This is a genomic window from Pseudoalteromonas sp. BDTF-M6, assembly GCF_018334135.1.
GTDB lineage: Bacteria > Pseudomonadota > Gammaproteobacteria > Enterobacterales > Alteromonadaceae > Pseudoalteromonas.
This window is the reverse complement of record NZ_JAGXTQ010000008.1, coordinates 25,184-40,833: the sequence shown is the minus strand read 5'-3', so window position 1 is coordinate 40,833 and position 15,650 is coordinate 25,184. Positions and strand designations below refer to the sequence as shown.

At 50.3% G+C, this 15,650-nt stretch carries 13 protein-coding genes; 7 read left to right on the top strand and 6 right to left on the bottom strand.

Annotated features, from left to right (window positions below; translation table 11 throughout):
- The first annotated feature begins 201 nt into the window (after nucleotides 1-201).
- The 3 genes from KD147_RS15515 to KD147_RS15505 all read left to right on the top strand — a co-directional run bounded on the left by KD147_RS15515 (nucleotide 202) and on the right by KD147_RS15505 (nucleotide 3,770).
- Nucleotides 202-726, top strand: a complete 525-nt coding sequence (locus KD147_RS15515) for a phosphatase PAP2 family protein (protein ID WP_212548436.1) — start codon at nucleotides 202-204, stop codon at nucleotides 724-726.
- Complete coding sequence (locus tag KD147_RS15510) at nucleotides 723-1,751, top strand: MJ1255/VC2487 family glycosyltransferase (protein WP_212548435.1); 1,029 nt, start codon at nucleotides 723-725, stop codon at nucleotides 1,749-1,751. The genes KD147_RS15515 and KD147_RS15510 overlap by 4 nt, the downstream gene beginning before the upstream one ends.
- Before the next feature lie 138 nt (nucleotides 1,752-1,889).
- The gene (locus tag KD147_RS15505) at nucleotides 1,890-3,770 is read left to right on the top strand and encodes a methyl-accepting chemotaxis protein (protein WP_212548434.1); all 1,881 of its coding nucleotides are present in this window, start codon (nucleotides 1,890-1,892) and stop codon (nucleotides 3,768-3,770) included.
- A gap of 72 nt (nucleotides 3,771-3,842) precedes the next feature.
- Here KD147_RS15505 and KD147_RS15500 read toward each other — a convergent pair whose 3' ends face one another.
- The 5 genes from KD147_RS15500 to priA all read right to left on the bottom strand — a co-directional run bounded on the left by KD147_RS15500 (nucleotide 3,843) and on the right by priA (nucleotide 9,163).
- The gene (locus tag KD147_RS15500; RefSeq protein ID WP_105253242.1) at nucleotides 3,843-4,217 is read right to left on the bottom strand and encodes a gamma-butyrobetaine hydroxylase family protein; all 375 of its coding nucleotides are present in this window, start codon (nucleotides 4,215-4,217) and stop codon (nucleotides 3,843-3,845) included.
- A 37-nt stretch (nucleotides 4,218-4,254) separates the two neighbouring features.
- Nucleotides 4,255-5,583: an ATP-dependent protease ATPase subunit HslU gene (gene hslU / locus KD147_RS15495; RefSeq protein ID WP_105253241.1), complete on the bottom strand. Its 1,329-nt coding sequence runs from the start codon at nucleotides 5,581-5,583 to the stop codon at nucleotides 4,255-4,257.
- 13 nt (nucleotides 5,584-5,596) lie between these two features.
- A complete protein-coding gene (hslV, locus tag KD147_RS15490; RefSeq protein ID WP_105199337.1) occupies nucleotides 5,597-6,115 on the bottom strand; it encodes an ATP-dependent protease subunit HslV in 519 nt (172 codons plus the stop codon).
- Between the two features lie 296 nt (nucleotides 6,116-6,411).
- Nucleotides 6,412-6,945: an SPOR domain-containing protein gene (locus tag KD147_RS15485; RefSeq protein ID WP_212548433.1), complete on the bottom strand. Its 534-nt coding sequence runs from the start codon at nucleotides 6,943-6,945 to the stop codon at nucleotides 6,412-6,414.
- 19 nt (nucleotides 6,946-6,964) lie between these two features.
- Nucleotides 6,965-9,163, bottom strand: a complete 2,199-nt coding sequence (priA, locus tag KD147_RS15480; RefSeq protein ID WP_212548477.1) for a primosomal protein N' — start codon at nucleotides 9,161-9,163, stop codon at nucleotides 6,965-6,967.
- A gap of 251 nt (nucleotides 9,164-9,414) precedes the next feature.
- On the opposite strand from priA, the gene rpmE reads away from it, so the two are divergent.
- On the top strand, nucleotides 9,415-9,630 hold the full coding sequence (gene rpmE / locus KD147_RS15475; protein ID WP_105253238.1) for a 50S ribosomal protein L31: 216 nt from the start codon (nucleotides 9,415-9,417) through the stop codon (nucleotides 9,628-9,630).
- A gap of 525 nt (nucleotides 9,631-10,155) precedes the next feature.
- Entirely contained in the window at nucleotides 10,156-11,403 is a 1,248-nt protein-coding gene (locus tag KD147_RS15470) for a malic enzyme-like NAD(P)-binding protein (protein WP_105253237.1), read from the top strand.
- A gap of 228 nt (nucleotides 11,404-11,631) precedes the next feature.
- On the opposite strand, the gene metJ is transcribed toward KD147_RS15470, so the two are convergent.
- Complete coding sequence (metJ, locus tag KD147_RS15465; protein ID WP_105188540.1) at nucleotides 11,632-11,952, bottom strand: met regulon transcriptional regulator MetJ; 321 nt, start codon at nucleotides 11,950-11,952, stop codon at nucleotides 11,632-11,634.
- A 175-nt stretch (nucleotides 11,953-12,127) separates the two neighbouring features.
- Between metJ and metB the strand changes: the two genes are divergently transcribed.
- Together metB and metL are read left to right on the top strand one after the other, a co-directional pair.
- On the top strand, nucleotides 12,128-13,288 hold the full coding sequence (metB, locus tag KD147_RS15460; protein ID WP_212548432.1) for a cystathionine gamma-synthase: 1,161 nt from the start codon (nucleotides 12,128-12,130) through the stop codon (nucleotides 13,286-13,288).
- Nucleotides 13,289-13,304: 16 nt separating this feature from the next.
- Nucleotides 13,305-15,650, top strand: coding sequence for a bifunctional aspartate kinase/homoserine dehydrogenase II (gene metL, locus KD147_RS15455; protein ID WP_212548431.1), 2,346 nt, complete (start codon nucleotides 13,305-13,307; stop codon nucleotides 15,648-15,650).

Here is a 15,650-nt window from a genome sequence, read left to right as displayed (position 1 = left end):
GGACTCTCCTAGAGACTTTGTTGTCTCAAGTATACCTAGGTTATGGGGCTTAGCAAGCTAAGGTATTGACCTGTAAAGGGGCGATGGCCTAGTACCTAAGTAAATAACAAGGCAAGACACATTACTGTCTAAAAAACGTCATGTATCTGTTATTTTTGCTGACTATATTCAAAGCTATGAACATATTACAGGCGAAAGAACATGATACTTGCGCAACTGGATCGTTTTGATCGGGCGTTGTTTAAGGTGTTGTTTCGAGCTCGGTACCGGCGCTGGCAGCATCATAGCATTCGCTTAATGTCGCGCTCCGGTGACGGCATTTTGTATGCCTTGTTTGGACTTTATTTGCTGATTTACAGCACCCCGGAGCAGATCACCTTGCTGCTGGTGTTGCTGCTTGGTTATGCCATTGAGCGACCCATCTACTTTTTCACCAAAAATCTGTTCCAGCGCGTCCGCCCCTGTGACGGGTTAACCCGTTATGCTCATATTCGCCCCAGCGACAAATTCAGTCTGCCCTCCGGGCACAGTGCCGCGGCTTGGGTGTTCGCCGTTATTGTCGGCCAGTTTTATCCGCAACTCGCACCCTACTTATATGGCTGGGCCGCCTTGGTGGCCTGTTCACGGGTGCTGCTTGGCGTGCATTACCCGCTAGACATAGTGTTGGGTTCATTACTTGGGTACGGCTGTGCCGTATTTGCATTACTAATCACAGGGACTTTATGAAGATACTTTATGGCGTACAGGGCACAGGGAATGGTCATACAACGCGCGCTCGCGTGATGGCAAAGGCGTTTGCCAAGGCCGGAGCCGAGGTGGATTACTTGTTTTCCGGGCGCAGTCGCGACCAGTATTTTGATATGCATGAATTCGGCCCTTACCAGACCCGCCAGGGGTTAACCTTCGTCACCGAACGAGGTCGTGTAAATGGTCTGAAAACCCTTAAAAATGCCAAGGTATGCGAATTGCTCAAGGACATACGTGAGCTGGATATAAAGCATTATGATCTGGTGATTAACGATTTTGAGCCAGTCACCGCGTGGGCGGCAAAGCGACAAAAGGTGCCGGTTGTGGGCATGAGCCATCAGGCGGCGTTTCTTTCCAACAGTGTACCGGTCACCGGAGACAACATACTGACCAAGGCGATGATACGTAACTTTGCTCCCGCCGATGTTTACCTTGGTGTGCACTGGCAACCCTTTGATGATTCCATTATTCCGCCCTTTATAGAGCATGCCGGTCCGGTCGATAGTGAATATGTCGATAATAAGGTGCTGGTTTATCTTCCCTTTGAGGATCTAGGTGAAGTCATCGCGTATTTGAAGGACTTCCCAGGTAAAGAATTTTATTGCTACCACCCCCAGGCACAAGACCAATCCATGGCCCACATTCACTTACGTAAACCGTCCAGGTTGGGCTTTTTGCGGGACCTGGCCAGTGCCAGCGGCGTGATTGCCAATGCCGGCTTTGAATTGTCGAGCGAAGCGCTGACCTTAGGCAAAAAACTCTTATTGAAACCTCTTAATGGTCAGTTTGAGCAACACTCCAATGCCTTAACCTTGCAAAACATGAAAAGAGCGCATGTGATGCACTATTTGGATCAGGATGCCCTGGATGATTGGCTTAATATGGATAAAAAAGAGCGTATCAATTTCCCTCATGATCCGGCACCGCTCATTTCCTGGCTGATGGCCGGACAATGGCAGGAAAGGCAAAGTTTGAACCAGCAACTTTGGCAAGGAGTGCTTTAACATAAATTTGGGCTAGTTATTTAGTACGGTTTTCATCCTAAATATGGCTTAAAGCGACAAAGAGATTGCGATGTATCCCCGTTGCTAGCTAGAATCCGCGGATAAAATACTGCCGTAAAGAATAATAAGGTATTAGCCATGAATTTTATGAAAAAGCTCACCATCAAACGCCGCCTTCAAGTTAACGGCGCGGTGGTCGCAGCGGCTTTATTGGTGCTCTTCGCCGTGGTGATGTATGCAGCTCAGGTTATGAGCCTGCTCAACGCCACCCTGGAAAATGCCGAAGAGTTGAATGTTCATGAGCTATCCATGCGTAAGTACGAGAAAAACTTCTTATTCTATAAAAACGAAGACGCTCTCGAATCCTTTGCCAATGAGTACAGCGCTCTGGAAAATCGTATTGACCATCTGCGCGAGCAATTTACCGCCCTCGGCGTGGCCCCCCAACAAATTGACCAGTTTGCGCAGCAGGTTCGTATCTACAAGGAAGACTTTGAACATGTGGTCAGCCTGCAGCGGGTTATCGGCTTACACCCCAAAGATGCCCTTTATGGCGAACTGCGCAGTGCCGTACACAAGGTTGAAGAGTTACTTAAAGAGCAACAGAACTTTGAAATGCTGGCGTTAATGCTGCAACTGCGTCGCGCCGAAAAAGATTTTATGTTGCGTCTGGACAGCAAGTATTTCGACAAATTTGAGCAGCATTTTGCCCGCCTGGAGGAGCAGATTGCCAGTGCCGATCTTGATAGCGGCTATCGTTCGCGCCTGACCGGTTTATTGTCTCAATATCATTTTAAGTTCAAGGCACTGGTAGAGGCGCAACAGGCGCTGGGCTTTAATCTGGAAAGCGGCGCCTTGGGTAAATTACTGGCCTCGGTGGAAGCCAGTGATCAGCTTGTTACCCAGGTGTTGTTAAGTACCAAGGAACAAATCGATGCGCAGATGCGATCGTCTCAGGTGTTGGCAATAAGCATCTTGGTGATCGCTTCACTGTTAGTCTTTGTATTACTGCTGATGACCAGTCGCGCCATTATTCAGCCTATCGAGGGTGCCGTAGCGGCCATTGCCCGCATTCGTCAGGAAAACGATCTGAGCCTGCAAATCCCCGTGCAGGGCAAGGATGAGATTGCCGAGTTAAGTAATAATATCAATGCCTTGACCTCGGATTTTCGCGGCTTGATATTCGATGTTAACAGCGCACTGGAAACCCTTAATGGGGCCACAGCCGAGCTGGCCAATACCACGGCCTCAACCAGCGCCGGGGTACAAGAGCAGCTGCAGGAAGCGGACATGGTGGCCACCGCGGCCACCGAGATGCAAGCCACTATTCATGATATCTCCGGTAATACCGAAGAAGCTGCCATGCGTGCACAAACCACCAATGACAATGCCGCTCAGGGCCGTCAGGAAGTGGACTCAACGGTGTCGCGTATCGCCGAGCTGTCTGAATCCCTGGGTGGCGCTTCACAGGTGGTGGGGCAGTTGGAGAAGGATGCCGATACCATAGGCTCGGTGCTGGATGTGATCCGCGGTATTGCCGAGCAGACCAACCTGTTGGCGCTCAATGCCGCCATTGAAGCGGCCCGTGCCGGCGAGCAGGGTCGTGGTTTTGCCGTGGTTGCCGATGAGGTGCGTTCCTTGGCGCAACGCACCCAGGACTCAACCCAGGAAATTGAGAACATCATTTCGGCCTTGCAGCAGCGTACTCAGGAAGTGGTCAGCATTATGCAACGTTGTCGTGAGCAGGGCGGAGAGAGCGCCGAGCAGGCTTCAAGAGCCGGAGATCTGTTGGGTAATATCACCCAGGAAATCGAAACCATTATGGAAATGAGCACACAAATTGCGGTGGCCATTGAGCAGCAATCGCAAGTGGCATCGGAAGTGAATCAAAACGTGGTGCGTATTCGTGATATCGCCGAGCAGGCCAGCGGCCATGCCAGCACCAATGCCCACACCAGTGAAGAAGTGGCGCAGCAGGCCAGGGTATTACGCGAAGCGGTGGCCAAATATCAGGTTTAAGCGCAGCGCAAAATTTAAAAAAGCCGCATCCGCGGCTTTTTTATTGTCTATTTGTAGCGCCATTAAGAGGCTTTAGGGAGTGACGCGGATGGCGATACTGGCATCGCGCTGAGCGTTGGCCGCTTTTACGCGCTCGAGATAGCTTTGCCAGAGTTGCTCGGCATGAGCACCAAGCTCGGCAAGATAACCAAAGCTATACAGACCACTTTGATGGCCATCATCAAAGTGCAGGCGCACCGCGTAGTGGCCAACGGCCTCTATTTCCTTAATGGCCACTGCTTTTTTATTGGTAACCAGTTTGGGTGGACCCTGGTGATGCCCTTGGACCTCCGCAGACGGCGAGTGCACCCGCAAGAATTCGGCGCTTAGGCTTACCTGTTCGCCATTATCAAAGTGAATATCCAGCACCTTGGTGCGGCGATGATAATGTAATTTACTAACTAGCATCTTTGCTCCAATAAAAAAGAGCCCGAAGGCTCTTCAATTATAGAATAAAGCGACTTAGGTCTTCATCCTGAACTAGGTTGCCGAGATGCTGATTGACGTAATCACCATCGACCACCAAGGTGGTACCGGCCTTATCGCTGGCTTCGAAGGAGATCTCTTCCATCAAGCGCTCCATTACCGTATGCAGACGACGGGCGCCGATATTTTCGGTCTTCTCATTAACCTGCCAGGCCGCTTGGGCAATGCTCTCAATGGCGTCATCGGTAAACTCGACGCTCACCTCTTCGGTGTTTAACAAGGCGATTTGTTGCTCCGTTAATGACGCATGAGGCTCGGTGAGAATGCGCTTAAAGTCGTTAGCACTGAGAGCATCAAGCTCGACACGAATCGGCAGACGACCTTGAAGCTCGGGGATCAGATCCGACGGTCTGGCCATTTGGAATGCACCCGATGCAATAAACAGGATATGGTCGGTTTTAACCATGCCGTACTTGGTGCTGACCGTAGAGCCCTCGATGAGTGGCAGCAGGTCGCGCTGCACGCCTTCACGGCTTACATCCGGGCCACTGCTTTCACCGCGTTTACAGATCTTGTCGATTTCGTCCAGGAAGACGATACCGTTTTGCTCAACCGCATCGATGGCCAGCTCTTTCACGTCTTCCGGGTTTACCAATTTCGCAGCTTCTTCTTCTACTAGAAGTTTGAATGCTTCCTTGATTTTCAGCTTACGCTTTTTCGTTTTGCCGCCAGACATGTTTTGGAACATGCTCTGCAGCTGATTGGTCATCTCTTCCATGCCTGGAGGCGCCATGATCTCGACGTTGGCACCTTGCTCGGCAATGTCGATCTCGATTTCTTTGTCGTCTAGCTGACCTTCGCGCAATTTCTTGCGGAATGCTTGACGTGTCGAGTTGTTCTCGCTTGGCTGTGTTTCACCCCAGCTGTCTTTCGCCGGTGGTAATAGGGCATCGAGAATGCGCTCTTCGGCGGCTTCCTCGGCGCGGAAACTGTGCTTTTTAGCCTGTTGGTCACGCACCATTTTAAAGGCGATCTCTACAAGGTCGCGAATAATGGTCTCAACTTCCTTACCCACATAACCCACTTCGGTGAACTTGGTGGCCTCCACCTTTAAGAAGGGCGCGTTGGCAAGCTTGGCCAAACGGCGGGCGATTTCGGTTTTACCCACACCGGTTGGGCCGATCATCAGAATATTTTTCGGGGTCACTTCCTGACGCAGGGCTTCATCAAGCTGCATGCGGCGCCAGCGGTTTCTTAGGGCGATAGCGACGGCCTTTTTGGCATTGCCTTGACCAATGATGTGCTGATCAAGTTCATGGACGATTTCTCTGGGAGTCATGGCTGACATGGCTGCTCCTTAATTACAATTCTTCAATGGTTTGGAAGTTGTTAGTGAATACGCAAATGTCGCCAGCTATCTTAAGGCTCTTTTCAACGATTTCTCGTGCTGATAGCTCGGTATTCTCTAACAGGGCAATGGCTGCTGCCTGGGCAAAGTTGCCGCCGCTGCCGATAGCGATAAGGTCGTGCTCGGGTTGGACCACATCGCCATTACCGGTAATGATCAATGAGGCGGTTTCATCGGCCACCGCCAATAAGGCTTCAAGCCGTCTCAAGGCGCGGTCGCTGCGCCAGTCTTTGGCCATTTCTACCGCCGCTTTGGTCAGGTTACCCTGGTACATTTCTAGCTTGGCTTCGAAACGTTCAAACAGGGTGAAGGCGTCGGCGGTGCCACCGGCAAAACCAGCAATCACCTTGCCGTTAAATAAGCGGCGTACCTTACGGGCATTGCCTTTCATTACCGTGTTGCCAAGGGATACCTGGCCGTCGCCGCCGATAACGACTTTACCTTCGCGGCGTACAGAAACTATCGTAGTCATGTGAATCCTTTGCCCTGAATCATACTGGGCTTTGCTGAGTCTAATAGCGAGGTAATATGGGCGTGGTGTGGGGATTTCAAGGTATAAGGCGAAATCCCCTTAGACTGGCTGTATTTTTACTGGGAACTGAGGCTTATACCAATTCTGTTAAGTATGTGATCAGATATAGCGCTGGATAAATGATATGATAACAAGGCGAAATTTTTCTTATGTAGTGATTCTACATAGAAAAATTTCAACACTGTTAGCATGATATTTAGCCCGCTAGAATGATTAGCTATTTAAGAGAATTGGTATTACTGCCACAGCCAGATGCCGCAGCCCATGATTTTGGCTTGGCGTTTGAGTTTGTTTTTATCGCTTTCGGCACCACGTTTGGTAGGGTAAGGACCTAAGCGGACCTTATACCATACGCCGTTACTGCCTTCGGTGCGACGGATCTCTGCTACCAGGCCGGTAAAGGCTATTTTTGCCTTTAGGGTTTCTGCCTGGGCATAGGTTCTAAATGAACCGCACTGCATAACGTAAGGGCCTTTTTGCTCAACCTCTTTGACCTCCACCTCGATCTCGGCCTGTTTTATCTCGTTGATAAACTCCGGTGTTTCGGGTTTGTGGATCACCGGCTTCTGTTCTTGCTTGGGCGGCTGTTTTACCTGTTCGACGGCATCCGGATCGGCATTATTTTTGATATACCACAGGCCATAACCAAAGCCCGCGCACAAAATAATGGCGGCGATAATTAGCAAGATAGGCAGCTTCTTTTTCGGTGGAGCCTTTTTCTTTGCGCCGCGTTGGGGTCTTTTGCGATTTATGTAGTCGTGTTGAGCCATACCTGTGTGTCGATTCTCTTTACATCATATCGATGGGGTCTATGTCTAAATTCCAGCGCACCTTTTGCGCCAACTTATGCGTGCCTAAGTAGTCGATAAGTTGTGCCACAAAGTCGTGTAACGCGCTTCTATCTGCACCCTGGATATGCAACTGGTATCTAAATTTACCAGCAACGCGTTCCATTGGGGCGGGTATCGGTCCCAGTAATTGTATCTTAGGGATGTGGGTTGCGGGAACTAAATCCGTTAAAAAACGAAGCACTAGCGATAAATCGTGGGCTTCGGCGCGTAATAAGGCCAAATGACTATAAGGTGGCAGCTCAGTTTCCTGGCGCTCCTGCAGGGCGTAGCGGGCAAAATGCTGATAGCCATTATTGACCAGGTCCTGCAACAGCGGATGCTCGGGAAAGTGGGTTTGTAATAAAACGGTGCCCGGCTCACCGCTTCTGCCGGCGCGTCCGGCTACCTGGGTCAGTAATTGCGCCAAATGCTCGGTGGCACGAAAATCACAGGAGTGTAGTCCGGCGTCCACGTCCAAGATAATCACCAGGCTGACATCGGCAAAGTGGTGGCCCTTGGCGAGCATTTGCGTGCCCACTAAAATGCGGGCACCGCCTTGGTTAATGCGCTCGAGTTCTTCTTCTAAACTGCCTTTTTTACGGGTTGAATCTCTATCAATACGGCTGATGGGCGTGTCGGGGAATTGTGTGCTTAATGCTTCTTCCAACTGCTCCGTGCCAAGACCGACCGGGTGTATCTGTGTGCTGCCACAATCCGGGCACTGCATTGGCGGTGCCGTTTGCTCGCCGCAGTGGTGGCATACCAGGCGGCGCATGGACTTATGATAGGTGGCACTGGTACTGCAACGTGGGCAGTCGCTGAGCCAGCCACACTCGTGACAGATAAGCGAAGGTGAAAAGCCGCGGCGGTTAAGAAACACCATGACCTGCTTATGGCGACTCAGCTCTTTTTGCATATAGGCAAGGCTGGCATGGCTTAAGCCCGCCTGCAGATACTGACCCTTGATGTCGACCAGCTCATAATGATTATCGCTGCTGGTTTGTGCCCGTTGAGTGAGTGACAGCAAATGATATTTGCCCTCAATCGCCCGATGAAGGGTTTCCAGCGCCGGTGTGGCGCTGCCTAGTACCAGGGGGATATTGTGCTGTTGAGCACGGTAAGCGCTGAGATCGCGAGCATGGTAGCGCAGACTGTCTTGCTGCTTAAAGGAGGCGTCGTGCTCCTCATCCACTATGATCATACCCAAGGATAAAAAGGGCATAAATATGGCCGAGCGGGTGCCTATGACGATGGCACAGCTGCCTTTTTGGCAAAAACGCCAGGTTTGTAGCCGTTCGTTATCGGTTAGCGCCGAGTGCCAGAGCATAATCGGAGTATCGGGAAAGCGGCGGCGAAAGCGGTTGACCGTTTGCGGCGTCAGACCAATTTCCGGCACTAATACCAGTGCCTGTTGGCCACGCTTGATAACTTCCTCCAAGCATTGCAGGTAGACTTCGGTTTTTCCGCTGCCGGTGACACCCTCGAGTAAAAAGCTGGTAAAGCCGGAAGCTTGATTGATGGCACTGCACGCCACTGCTTGCTCTGCATTTAATTGCGGCTTGCTCGCGACTTTTACTTCATTGTCGCGCCAATGACTGGAAAACTCGATGCTGATCTCGGCAAGATCTTTACTAACTAGGGCATCGATTGTGGCCTTGGTAAAGCCCAGGGCTTTTACCTCGGTTACCGGCGATTTACCGGACTGTGCTAACTGCGACATTAGCGCCTGCTGTTTTTTTGCTCTGAGGGTGGGTAAGGCGCGGCCTTTCTCGCTGAGCTGAATATAGTTAATGCTGGTTTTATCAATGTCGTCACCCTGGCGCAGTGCCTTAGGTAGGGCGGTAAAAATAGTCTCACCGAGAGGATAGTGATAATAACGGGCGGTAAACTTCAGCAGTTGCAGATGGGTGGCATCGATAATCGGGGCACTATCAATTACCTTGAGTATCGCCTTAACCTTGTCTTTTGGCAGTTCGGAATGGGTCTTGCGAGCTAAGACCAGGGCGGTCACCTGACGATTGGCAAAGGGCACCAGTACCCGCATACCCGGTTTAAGGTTGGCTGCCAGTTCCGGGTCGCTGACCAGGTAGTCAAAACTGCGGTGCAAGGGCACCTTAATGGCCACTTCCACATAGCATTCATCTAAGGTAGGTAACATGTTGACTTGTTGGGTGCTCGGTGAAGACGACAAGGGGAAACTCACAGCATTAGACATGCTGTTAATGTACTAAATTCATAGCGAGGTGAATAGCGGCAATTAATGCTTGAACATTAATCAGGAGTTCAATAAAATACGCGGCCTTAAGGGTGCTGAGCACAATTTTACTGGTCTTAGCACATTGAAACTAACGCGTATGGTGCCAAACTGCGGGTTTGGAGAGCGATACGGCCTATTTAGAGGTTATCCCCATGAAAGAAGGTATCCACCCTAAGTACGAAGCAATCACAGCAACGTGCTCTTGTGGCAACAAGTTCGAAACTCGTTCAACTTTGTGTAAAGACATTCACCTTGACGTATGTTCAGAGTGTCACCCTTTCTACACTGGTAAGCAGAAGATTCTTGACACAGGTGGTCGTGTTGACCGCTTCAATAAGCGTTTCGGTGCGCTTAGCAGCAAGAAGTAATTCATTGCTTATTAGAAAAAAGCACCTTCGGGTGCTTTTTTTGTGCCCATTAGTCAGGCATGTTGGCTTTATGTCTTGCTAGACAACCTTCTCCCACTTCCCGAACACAATTGGTGATATCCATTCCCGGTATTGATGCAGGTCACTTGGCTTTTTTTGTCCTCCATAGTATTTATAAAACTATAAACAATGCAGTTAAATGAAGGGAAAATGAAGCGATATGCTCTTATTTCTTGAAAATAGCACGTGAGTCTATCTTTTATTCTTTATTGTTATATCGGTTGTGTTTTTTATATCTTTAGTTATGATTTATGCAGCTTCAGTTGCTTTTTTTGACCCCGTACAGGCATGGGAATGTCGCTCATGCTGGGGGAAATTAAAATAATTAACCGGGAACATGATGCTAAAACCGCTTAATTTCGCACAACAGGATAGACCTGATATTGCTTGGAATATAGCTGGAAAAGCAGTATTGTTTGCCTGATACCTGAACTCTCACCAACATTTCTAGCAGGATACTTTTTCATGTCAGACTTTCGTCAACAAGCTCTCGATTATCACGCTCTTCCCGTTCCTGGCAAAATCAGCGTTGAGCTGACTAAAAGTGCGGAAACGGTTAATGACCTCGCTTTGGCCTATAGCCCAGGTGTGGCCGAGCCGGTACGCGAAATTGCCGCCGACGCCAACAACGCATATAAGTACACCGCGAAGGGCAACATGGTTGCGGTTATTTCTAACGGTACAGCAATTTTAGGCTTGGGTAATTTAGGTCCATTGGCATCAAAACCTGTGATGGAAGGTAAGGCGTTATTGTTCAAGCGCTTCGCCGGCCTTGATTCGATCGATATCGAAGTAAAACACCGTACTACGGAAGACTTTATCAACACGGTGGAAAACATTGCCGATACTTTCGGCGGTATCAACCTGGAAGACATCAAAGCACCTGAGTGTTTTGAAATTGAAAAAGCGTTGATCGAGCGTTGTAACGTGCCAGTTTTCCACGATGACCAACACGGTACCGCGATCGTAACCGCGGCGGGTATGCTTAATGCCCTTGAGATTCAGGGTAAAGATATCAGCGACGCATTGATCGTGTGTTTAGGTGCCGGTGCGGCGGCGGTAGCCTGTATGGAACTTTTAATTAAATGTGGCGCTCAGCGCGAACACATTTATATGCTTGACCGTAAAGGCGTTATCCACACACGTCGTGACGACCTGAACGAATACAAGCAGTTATTTGCGAACAACACGGACAAGCGTACCCTGCAAGACGTGATTGCCGATGCCGACGTATTTGTGGGTGTATCTGGCCCGGATCTGCTTTCAGCCGAAGAGTTAAAGCTGATGGCCGACAAGCCCGTGGTCTTTGCCTGTTCAAACCCGGATCCGGAAATTAAGCCGGAAGTAGCACATGCTGCCCGCCAAGATTTGATCATGGCAACGGGTCGCTCTGATTACCCGAACCAGGTAAACAATGTATTGTGTTTCCCATTTATTTTCCGCGGTGCCCTGGATGTGCGCGCAACGGCCATTAACGATGAAATGAAGATCGCTGCGGTTGAGGCCATTCGTAGTATCGCTAAAGAGCCGGTACCGCAAGAGGTGTTAACGGCATCGGGTGTTACCGAGTTAGAGTTTGGCCCACAGTACATTATTCCTAAGCCTATGGACCCGCGTTTATTGCCTCGTGTTGCTAAGGCGGTAGCCGAAGCGGCTGTGGCATCTGGTGTGGCGCAAATTGAGTTGCCAGCGGATTACATGAACGATAAGTAATTTATACCAACTCAGTTAAATAGCTGATCATTCTAGCGGGCTAAATATCATGCTCACGGCGTTGGAGTTTTTCTATGTAGAATAGCTACATAAGAAAAATTCCGCCTTGTTAGCACATCATTTATCCAGCGCTATATCTGATCACATACTTAAAAGAATTGGTATTATTTGTCTCCAAAAAAAAAGCCCCAAGTTATGCTTGGGGCTTTTTTTTTGTGTTTGGAAACATTAATCGTCACCGATTTCCGGGATCTCTAACCCCATTTCCGCCATGATCTTACGCACTTCTTGCGGCACTTTTTCCGGATTATCCTTACGTAAGTCTTCATCGCTGGGCAGCGGCTGTCCGGTAAAGGCGTGTAAAAACGCTTCACAGAGCAATTCACTGTTGGTGGCATGACGCAGGTTGTTCACCTGGCGTCGGGTGCGTTCGTCTGTTAATACTTTTAAAACGTTGAGCGGGATTGAAACGGTAATTTTCTTTACCTGTTGGGCTTTCTTACCGTGTTCCGCATAAGGGTGAATATACTCACCATTCCACTTGGCCATAATTTGCGTCTTGTTTTTGGTCACTTAGGCATCAATAAGGCCGAAATTTTATCGTGTTGGAAAGGATAGTCAAATATTCCTCATATAGCTATTTAGACGTATAAATGTTTTGACATCTATATCGGGATATTTTAACCTTTTGGACGTCTAAACATCTATTTTAATTGGAGGCACTATGCCTAAGCTAAATAAACAGACCATAGCGGTGCGCCATGGCATTGATGCCGATCAGCACCATGGCGCAGTTGTGCCCCCAATTTATCTATCCACCACCTATTCTTTCGCCGACTTTGATACCAAGCGACAATATGACTATGGCCGCAGCGGAAATCCCAATCGCGATATTCTCGCAGAGACTTTGGCCGAGCTAGAAGGCGGCGCCCGCGGCATCATTACCGCTACCGGCATGGCGGCGGTGCACCTGGTAACGCAACTGCTGACACCCGAAGATACCCTGGTGATCCCCCATGACTGTTATGGCGGCAGCTATCGATTATTTACCTCGCTTGCAAAGCGTGGTTTGTTGCAGGTGAAGGTGGTGAATTTCACCGACGCTCAGTGCTATCAGCAACTGATCGCTGCTAAACCAAAATTGGTATGGGTTGAAACCCCGAGTAACCCAATTTTACGCTTGACCGATATTAAGGCAGTGTGCGCGGCCGCGGCTCAAGTAGGAGCCCTGGTGGCGGCGGATAACACCTTTTTATCGCCGGCGTTGCAAAACCCACTGGCATTGGGTTGCGATATCGTGGTGCATTCAACGACTAAGTACATTAACGGTCACTCCGATGTGGTGGGTGGTGCCGTGGTTTGCAAAACTGCGGAGCTTGGCGAAGAGTTGGCCTGGTGGGCGAATAATATTGGCATTACCGGCGCGCCATTCGATAGCTACCTGACCTTGCGTGGGCTGCGTACCCTCAAAGTCCGCCTGCGCCAGCATGAGGAAAACGCGCAGGCCATCGCCGAATACTTACAGCAGCACCCCAGCGTGGAAAAGGTCTATTATCCCGGCTTGGCCTGCCACCCACAGCATGAGTTGGCCAAAGCACAGCAAAGTGGTTTTGGTGGCATGGTGAGTTTTGATATCAAGGGCGAGTTAAAGGACAGTGCCAAGTTTTTAACCTCGGTGCAGCAATTCACTCTGGCGGAATCCCTGGGTGGAGTTGAGAGTTTAATTTGTCACCCGGCGACCATGACCCATGCGGGCATGGACAAGGAAGCGCGCTTAGCAGCTGGGGTCGGAGACACCCTGATCCGTATTTCAGTCGGCATCGAAGATAAAGAAGATTTGATAGCCGACCTTGAACGTGCCTTTGCACAACTTCAACAAAGCTAGGCGGGAGTTTAATTTCATGGCCAAGGTAGTACATAAATTTGGCGGCTCTAGCCTAAGCAGTGCGGCTCGTTATCATGCGGTTGCCAATATCATCCTGGCACATAGCCAGGTGGGTGACATAGTCGTGGTGTCTGCGGCGGGCAAGACCACGGATACGCTGGTTAAGTTATGGCAAGCGTTTGAGCAGCAAGATCTACACAGCGGTATGGATGTGATTAGCTTGTTGCGTAATCATCAGCAGGAGCTGATCCATGAGCTGTTAAGCGGGGAAATTAACGCACAGGTTTTAGCTCTGCTGGAGCAGGAATTAACACAAGTCTGGCAAGAGTTTGAGCAGGGCAGCTTGCACGAGGCTGCCCTGCTAGCTCATGGCGAGCTCTGGTCGGCGCGTTTATTATCCAGCTATCTGCAACAACTCGGTGTTGAAGCGCAGGCGCTGGATGCGCGACGATTGCTCTGTGCCCAGCATGGGCAGCTATTGCATCGTGTGAATGAACAGCAATGTCAGCAATTCATTGGTGCGGATAAGATAAATGTGATCACCGGCTTTATTGCCGCCGATCAGCAAGGTCAGACGGTAACCCTAGGTCGTAATGGCAGTGATTACAGCGCCACCTTACTTGCTCGGTATATGGGCGTTGAGGAGGTGTGTATTTGGACCGATACTCAGGGGGTGTTTAGCACGGATCCGAGAAAGGTTGCCAGCGCCCAGAAGTACCATAAAATTTGTCGTTCCCAGGCACAATTGTTGGCGGCGCTGGGCAATCCCGTATTGCATGCCAAAACTTTGTCTCCTTTGCATGGCACTTCCATTAAATTGTCGGTGCGCAGCTCCTACGAGAGCGACGCCTTAGGAACCGAGGTGGTACGCGAAGGCGGTTGTAAGCACAAGCACTTCATTACTACCCTAGCGCAGCAGGATGTTATCAAGGTTAAGCAGCTCGAACAGGGTGAGCTGGAACAATTACGACGTCAATTGCAGACTAGCCTTATCGCCTGCGATGTAAGGGGTGCCTGGCATCTAGTGGTACCGCAGCAACACAGTGCCGAGCTACTACATCACTTTGGCGAGCGCGCTCAATTGCTGGAGTCAAATGTCAACGGTTTTGCCCTGGTCGCACCGCAAGCACAGCTGGCTAAATGCCAACAGCAAGTGCTACAGGAAGTAAGCGAACTCAACCTCAACGGCCGTTTTACGCATGTGGGCGAAGGTTATTGTTTGCAGTTAACCGATGAAGAGATTGATGCCGATAGCCTGGGCTATTTGCACCAGCGTTTGTTGGGCTCTCAACGGCAACTGGCCGTGGTGGTGGCCGGTTTAGGTAATGTTGGCGAGGTTTTTGTGGCGCAATTTGTCCAGCAGTTGGCGCGTTTGCGTCAGCATATAGACGTTAAGGTAGTGGCCCTGGTGCGCAGCCAAGGCCTGCTTTTTGACCCTTGCGGTATCGATATCGAACAATGGCAGGCGGCTTGGGAACAGCATGCGCAGGACTACACTGACGAGGAGTTAATATCGCGTTTGGCGCAGCTTGATTACGAGCACAAGGTGGTGATTGATATCACTGCCAGTGAGCCCTTTAGCCAGCTTTACCCTCAGTTTGCCAAGGCTGATTGTCATTTGATCAGTGCCAATAAATACGCAGGGACGGCTCCCTTTGCCTGGTATCAGAGCCTGAAACAAGATTTGGCCCAGCGTAACCTGCAGTGGCGCTATAACACCAGCGTGGGCGCCGGGTTGCCAATTAACTTCGCCCTGGCTGATCTGCAAAATAGCGGCGATAGAGTGACTCGGGTGCAGGGCGTTTTTTCCGGCACCTTATCCTGGCTATGTAGTCAATATGATGGCAGCGTGCCATTTTCTCAGCTGCTGTTGGCAGCACAGGAGCTTGGCTTTACCGAGCCTGATCCCCGTGAAGACTTATCCGGGCGTGATGTTCAGCGCAAGCTGCTGATCCTGGCCCGTGAACTGGGTTTAGATCTGGAACTGGATGATATTGATCTGAGCGCCTTAATGCCGACCCAATTGGCAGCCGGAACTTGGCAGGAATGTCAGACTAACCTAGATGCGCTAGATGAGTTTGTATCGTCGCGAGCTCAGCAGGCCAAGGCTGAGCAAAAGGTGCTGCGTTACAACGCCGACCTGCGCATTGAGCAAGGCAAGGTGGAAGCCAAGGTAGGGCTGGTGGCGGTGCCAGCCAATGACCCATTGGCGGGATTGCAGCCCGGTGACAATATCTTTGTCGTCAACAGTCATTGGTATCAGGAGAACGGCTTGGTGATCCAAGGGCCGGGGGCGGGTAAGGAAGTCACTGCCGCGGGTGTGCATTCAGATCTATACTGGCTTGCAAGCCGGTTGAGCTAA